General features: G+C 42.8%; 5 protein-coding genes and 1 pseudogene. All 6 read left to right on the forward strand.

What is annotated here, in order from left to right; translation table 11 throughout:
* The first annotated feature begins 6 nt into the window (after positions 1-6).
* On the forward strand, positions 7-1,695 hold the full coding sequence (locus LKD42_RS05225) for a [FeFe] hydrogenase, group A (protein ID WP_173896413.1): 1,689 nt from the start codon (positions 7-9) through the stop codon (positions 1,693-1,695).
* A gap of 51 nt (positions 1,696-1,746) precedes the next feature.
* A complete protein-coding gene (spoIVA, locus tag LKD42_RS05230) occupies positions 1,747-3,216 on the forward strand; it encodes a stage IV sporulation protein A (RefSeq protein WP_248835014.1) in 1,470 nt (489 codons plus the stop codon).
* Between the two features lie 406 nt (positions 3,217-3,622).
* Positions 3,623-5,053 carry a hypothetical protein gene (locus LKD42_RS05235; protein WP_248835015.1) on the forward strand — a complete coding sequence of 477 codons (1,431 nt, stop codon included), beginning with the start codon at positions 3,623-3,625 and terminating at the stop codon, positions 5,051-5,053.
* A 166-nt stretch (positions 5,054-5,219) separates the two neighbouring features.
* Positions 5,220-6,500 carry an AAA family ATPase gene (locus LKD42_RS05240; RefSeq protein WP_173896415.1) on the forward strand — a complete coding sequence of 427 codons (1,281 nt, stop codon included), beginning with the start codon at positions 5,220-5,222 and terminating at the stop codon, positions 6,498-6,500.
* A gap of 135 nt (positions 6,501-6,635) precedes the next feature.
* Positions 6,636-6,854, forward strand: a complete 219-nt coding sequence (locus LKD42_RS05245; protein WP_248835016.1) for a hypothetical protein — start codon at positions 6,636-6,638, stop codon at positions 6,852-6,854.
* 75 nt (positions 6,855-6,929) lie between these two features.
* Positions 6,930-7,043 (forward strand): annotated as a pseudogene (locus LKD42_RS15565) (IS200/IS605 family transposase); the annotation flags it as partial.

Consider the following 7,043-nt stretch of genomic DNA (forward strand, 5'->3'; position numbering starts at 1 on the left):
CAGATTATGGGATTTATGATAATTGACGGTAGAAAAGTAGAATTTACCGATGAAAAAAATATTCTGACGGTCATAAGAAAAGCAGGCATTGACGTACCGACACTGTGTTACCATTCAGAACTTTCTACTTTTGGTGCGTGCAGACTCTGTACGGTAGAAGACGACAGAGGAAGGACATTTGCGTCCTGTTCCGAAGAGCCGAGAGATGGCATGGTGATCTATACAAACTCAGAAAAAGTAAGAAAATACCGCAAGCTGATCGTAGAGCTTTTGCTGGCTGCACATTGCAGAGACTGTACGACCTGTATCAAGAGCGGCGAGTGTGTACTTCAGGAACTGGCACACCGCCTCGGCGTGAAAAAAGTACGTTTCCAGAATACAAGAGAAGAAAGACCGCTTGACTTTTCTTCTCCTGCGATCGTGCGTGATCCGAATAAATGCATCCTTTGCGGAAACTGCGTGCGTGTCTGTGACGAGATCCAGGGGATCGGTGCGATCGATTTTGCTTACCGCGGAACCGATGCGATGGTCATGCCGGCATTTGACCGGCAGATCGCAGAGACAGACTGTGTAAACTGCGGACAGTGCCGTGTATTCTGCCCGACCGGTGCGATCACAATCCGTACTAACATTGGAGAAGTATGGAAGGCACTGGCAGACAAAGATACCAGAGTCGTGGCTCAGATCGCCCCGGCAGTGCGTGTGGCAGCCGGTGATGCATTTGGACTTCCGAAAGGTGAAAATGCGATGGGCAAGATTGTGGCAGCTCTGCACCGCATGGGATTTGATGAAGTCTTTGACACCAGTTATTCAGCGGATCTGACGATCATGGAAGAATCTGCAGAATTCCTGAAACGCCTTGAAAAAGGGGAAAACCTGCCGCTGCTCACCTCCTGCTGTCCGGCTTGGGTTAAATTTGTGCAGGATCAGTTCCCGGATTATAAAGAAAACATTTCCACCTGCCGTTCTCCGCAGCAGATGTTCTCCGCGGTCATTAAAGAATATTACCGCAATCCGGAGCATGCAGAAGGCAAAAAGACTGTTGTTGTATCCATTATGCCGTGTACGGCAAAGAAGATGGAGGCAGAACGTCCAAACAGTTATACCAAAGGTGAGAAGGATACGGATATTGTCATCACCACAACGGAGCTTACCAGGATGATCCGTACTGCCGGTATTGCACTCGATAAGATCGAAGTAGAATCCTGCGATATGCCGTTTGGTATTGCATCCGGTGCCGGTGTGATCTTCGGTGTGACCGGAGGTGTAACTGAGGCCGTGATCCGCAGACTCGTTCCGGGACATGGAAATGCCGTGATGGATTCCATCGCAGAAGCCGGTATGCGAGGCGAAGAAGGCATCAAAGAATTTTCCATCACTTATGAAGGCAAAGAACTGAATATCTGCGTAGCCAGCGGACTTGCCAATGCCAGAAAAGTCATGGAACAGGTACAAAGCGGTGAGAAACAATATCATCTGATTGAGATCATGGCGTGCAGACGCGGCTGTATCATGGGTGGCGGTCAGCCAATCCCGGCAGGTCCGAGACATAAAGAAGCAAGAGCAAAAGGCCTGTACCGTGCAGACGGAAATATGGCGATCAAGAAATGTACCGAAAATCCGCTGATGGATGTTTTCTACAACGGAGAAGATTTCAAAGGAAAAGCACACGAGCTGTTACATAATCCGTTCTAAAAGCGAGACCCCCTCACATATGCTGTATCAGTATAGTGAGGGGGTTAAATTATGGATACGTTTCATCTGTATCAGGATATACAGGCACGGACGAAGGGCGAGATCTACATAGGCGTGGTCGGCCCGGTGCGAACAGGAAAATCCACGTTTGTCCGTCGCTTTATGGAGCAGCTTGTTCTGCCGCATATGAAAAAAGAAAACAGTCAGGTATCAAAAGATGAACTCCCGGTGAGTGGCGGCGGAAAGACGATCACGACCGTAGAACCGAAATTCGTTCCGGCGAAAGCAGCAGAAGTAGAACTGGATGAAGGGATTACAGCAAAAATCCGTCTGATCGACTGCGTGGGATTTGTGATCGACGGAGCCTTTGGACTCGATGAAAACAATCAGGTGCGGATGGTAAAAACGCCGTGGCTAAAAGAGGCGATCTCGTTTCCACAGGCTGCGGAGATCGGAACCGGAAAAGTGATCCGTGACCACTCAACCGTCGGGATTCTGGTGACAACCGACGGAACGATTGGAAATTTTCCGAGGGAAGCTTATAAAAGTGCCGAGGAAAAGACGGTTCTGGAGCTGAAAAAAACAGGCAAGCCGTTTGTGATCGTTTTAAATTCTCAGAAACCGTATTCGCAGGAGACGAAAGCACTGGCAGAAGAATTGTCAAAAACGTATGAAACTGCTGTGATCCCGGTCAACTGTGAGCAGATGAAAGAAGAAGACATCCGCAGGATCCTGACGGAGCTTCTCTATGCATTTCCGCTGACCCGTATAGAATTTTTTGTGCCGCGATGGATTGAGACACTGGATGTGGAACATCCGGTAAAAAAGGCAATCCTGGAGTCGATTCGTGAGATTTTTGCAAACGTCGGCAGTCTGCGGGATGTGACGGCAGAGTCACTGGCACCATCCTGCGAATACATCGATAAAAGCAAACTGGAACAGATTTCCCTCTCTGACGGCAGCGTACAGGTGCGTCTCGAGATGCCGGAAAAATATTATTATCAGATGCTCAGCGAGATGGCAGGCGTGCAGATCGACGGAGAATATCAACTGATCTCCATGATCCGGGAATTATCTGAGAAACGCAGAGAATATGAGAGTGTGCAGGAGGCATTAAATGCGGTACATGGCACAGGCTACGGTGTGATCACACCGCAAAAAGAAGAGATCCGACTCGAAGCACCCGCCCTTACAAAACAGGGAAATCGCTACGGTGTCAAAATAAAAGCCAGCAGTCCGTCTGTTCATCTAATCCGGGCAGATATCGAAACCGAGATCGCACCGATCGTCGGCAGCGAACAGCAGGCAAAAGACCTGATTGCTTATATCGAAGAAAACGCAAAAGGAGAAAATGGCATCTGGGATACCAATATTTTCGGAAAATCCGTCAGCCAGCTGGTAGAAGACGGCATCCGCACCAAACTTGCCATGATCGGCGAAGAAAGCCAGGGTAAATTGCAGGATACCATGAAAAAGATTGTCAATGAATCGAGCGGAAGGATGATCTGTATTATCATATGATGTCAGGATTGTGGGAGTGCATAGCATGAAACAATCCGTAGGCATCAAAGTCGGGAGCTTTTGACCCCGACATCATATTCAACTGTAAAATGCAGCTTATGTACAACATAGGCTGCATTTTTTTCTGCACAAAATCAGAAAGTGTTCGAAAATCAAAGAAAATCAGACCACAGCGTCTGACACATCTTGATGAAGGAAAAGAAAACTTATAAAATAAAAAAGAAATAAGATTTATAAAAACAAAGGAGTTTTTATGAAAGACCAGAAATAGGGTGTAGTGTGAGTTGTAACAAGAGCGGATGGAAAATCATTCGCTCTTGCTTTTTTTCTTTTCAGGTGTTGCAGTTTGCATAAGAAAAAGTTATACTATAGTTTCAAGATTAAAACAAACGATAAGGATGATAACATGAATGAATTTGCAAATCTGCTGTCGGCATTCGTAAAAGAAAAAGGTGTAAAAATACAGCCCTTTGCCAGGTATTGTGGTTATGACCGGGCGAATATGTACAAAATTCTCAAAGGTCAGAGAAATCTTCCGGGAAGAGAGATTGTGGAGAAGGCAGCAAAATATATGCACTTGCTTCCATCAGAGGAAGAAAAACTCTGGGAAGCGTATGAAATATCTGCACAGGGATCCGATAATTATTACAGACGCAAGGAAGTCCAGAAATTTTTTACTGAGCCAATTCTCAGTAGTAATGTTAATATAACTGCTCTGACGGAGGGAGAACCGGCAAAATTCTGCATACTCAACAATGAGAGTATTCCTCTTCGGGGAGGATATGAAATAGATGCTGCTTTGTTTCGGCTGATTGGAGAAGAAAGTCGGAACAAAGACGGACATTTGCGGCTTATGATCCAGCCGGAAAGTAATTCCCTGAGCAGTATCCTGTCCGTGCATGGAAACTATGCCTGCAATACTCGTATTGACCATATTGTATGTCTGAGCAGCAATCCGGAAAACGTATATAGGAAAAAGAATTATAATCTGGATTGCCTGCGGTGTGTGCTGCCACTCTACAATTATAATTATGATTATAATACCTGGTATTATTACAGTAAGATTCCGGTGCAGGAGAAAAAATTTGGTCTTTTTCCGTATATGGTTTTGTCATCGAAGTATGCCTGTGTTTTAACAGCTGATATGCAAAAAGGATATATAACGGCAAAACCGGAAATATTGAGGATTTTTGAGGAGATTTTTGAAGAATGTATCGAAGAGTCGAAACCGATGATTCGACGTATTACAGATCTTGATGAACAGTTTGAAGTTACCGGTAAAATTTTGAAAAATAAAGATCAGGTACAGAGCTTTCAGATGACACCATGCCTGACTCCGGTGCTGACAGAGCAAATTTATGAAAAATATCTGAAAAAAGAGCTTCCGGGAAGGGAAAAGCTAATCCAGACGCTTTGCACTTATGGTGAAGAAATTAAACGCTCAGATATTCAGTATGTTACGTCACTGGAAGGGATAAAGCGTTTTCTGAAAACCGGAATAATCAGTGAATGGCCGCCGGAATTGTATGATCCACTTGAAATGGATGACCGTATCCAGTTAATAAAAGATTTGATTTTTTCGGACAATGGAATAAATATCCGTATTTTAAAGAAGACGGTGGGAAATTTTGATGCAGAAATCTACCTGTGCGTCAGCAGAGAATATGGTATTTTGAAATTTATTGTTCCGGAAAAACAGATGCAGCTTCATCTTATGCTGGAAGAAACAGGATTGCTTTTTTCCTTTTTTGATTTCTGTGAAAATTTATCGACGGAACAAATGTTTAGCAGTTCGGAAGAGATAGAAAGTTTTTTAAAAGATTTGTTCACTAAGTGAAATTATGGTTTGTTCAGCAGTGAAACGCTTGTTGCGTTTTTCTATGTGCAAATCTCAATTTTTGTGTTATCATGAGCATAAAATGAAAATATATAGCATAATATAATATGATAAATAATATTATATACGCCTTACTGAAATTGCAGAAGGACAGGAGGACAAAAATATGTTTCTAGAATCAATGATTCTCCATAATTTCAGGTGCTTTTCTGATATAGAAATAAAATTTAATAACCGACTTACGGTGGTCGTTGGAAATAATGGGGCAGGAAAATCAACGATTCTGGAGGCTGCCACAATTGCAGCGGGTACTTTGACGGCAGCGATGGATGGACTCACAAATTATGGGATCAAGAAGAGTGATGCTCATTATAAATATTATGATCTGGGAAGTACCATTGATGTTCAGCCGCAATTTCCGGTTGAGATTACAGCATCAGGTAAAATGGATGGAAAGGATATAACGTGGAGCCGAAGTCTTAAATCTGCAAAAGGCAGAGGAGGGCTGGCATCTGCAAAGGAACTTACATCCATTGCAGAAGAGTATCAGGAGAGAATGAGAAACGGGGATCGAGAGCTGAAATTACCTGTTATTTCGTATTATGGGACAGGACGGCTCTGGGCACAGCATCGTGAGAAAAAGAATGATACTTTTGAAAAAAATAACAGAAGCAATGGATATATAGACAGCCTTGACGGTGCAGCAAATGATAAGCTGATGATGAAATGGTTTGAAAAAATGACTTATCAGCAGCTTCAGAGACAAGAAAAAATTCCGGAATTTGTTGCAGTTAAAATGGCACTGGAACAGATCTTTGCTTCGGTTACAGGATATTCAGATGTAAAAGTACAGTTCAATCTGGATACGGGTGAAATAGATATTCTTTATTTTGATGGGACAGAACATGTGAGGATGCCCGTTTCTCAGCTGAGTGATGGATACAAGTGTACGATAAGTCTGATTGCAGATATTGCATATCGAATGGCTATTCTTAATCCACAGTTACTGAATAAAGTATTAGTGGAAACAGAAGGGATCATTTTGATAGATGAAGTGGACCTGCATTTACATCCAAAGTGGCAGAAGCGAATTTTGAAAGATCTGATGGATATATTTCCTAAAGTTCAGTTTATCGTCAGTACACATGCACCGGAAGTGATTAATTCTGTGAAAAAAGGATCTGTTGTGATTCTCAGAAATAATGAAGTTATCAATGCAACTGATGAAACATATGGTAAAGATGCAAATACCATTTTAAGAGAAGTGATGGAAGTTTCTTCAAGACCGGATATCATTCGATTTTTATTTGAAAAATTTTATGAATTACTGGATAGCGGCGAATGGAAGATGGCAGAGGAGATTATTGGGCAATTGGAAAAAGAAATAGGAAATAACGATCCGGAAATCAATGCGTGTCGTGTGCGTCTTGAGTTGGAACAGATGTGAGGTAAAATGCCATGATCAGGATAAAAAAGGGCAGAGAACCCGGAAAGCAGAAATCTCCCAAGCGGTGTACCTGCGGTTACGATAGAACATTGGCTGCCGAGAAATCCAGATGATAAGCTGGATATTGGACAAGGTTTGGACTATAAAAATATGTTTGCAGTCTGTTCTGGAAATAGAGGATGCGGGTGCGAAGAAAAACTGACCTGCGATGCCAGAAAAGGAAACGATGCAATAAAAGTAAATCCTTGTGATGAAAGTACACTGCGTGGAATTACATACAAATCAAACGGAATCATACAGTCCTCTGATCCAGTGATTGATGAAGATTTGAATCAGAGACTGAATTTGAAATAAGGCTACCGCAATCCCACTGGCTTTAGACGGTGGGTTAAGGTAGCCAAAAATCAGAAATTATAGTATACTCATGGCATGGGAACCTGGAAATCTAAAAACAGACACAAATACCTATTACAATATCACATTATTTTTGTCTGTAAATATAGGAAGAAATTACTGGTTTCGAGGCAGATATCAGATGATATA

Source organism: Hominisplanchenecus faecis, from assembly GCF_020687205.1.
GTDB lineage: Bacteria > Bacillota > Clostridia > Lachnospirales > Lachnospiraceae > Hominisplanchenecus > Hominisplanchenecus faecis.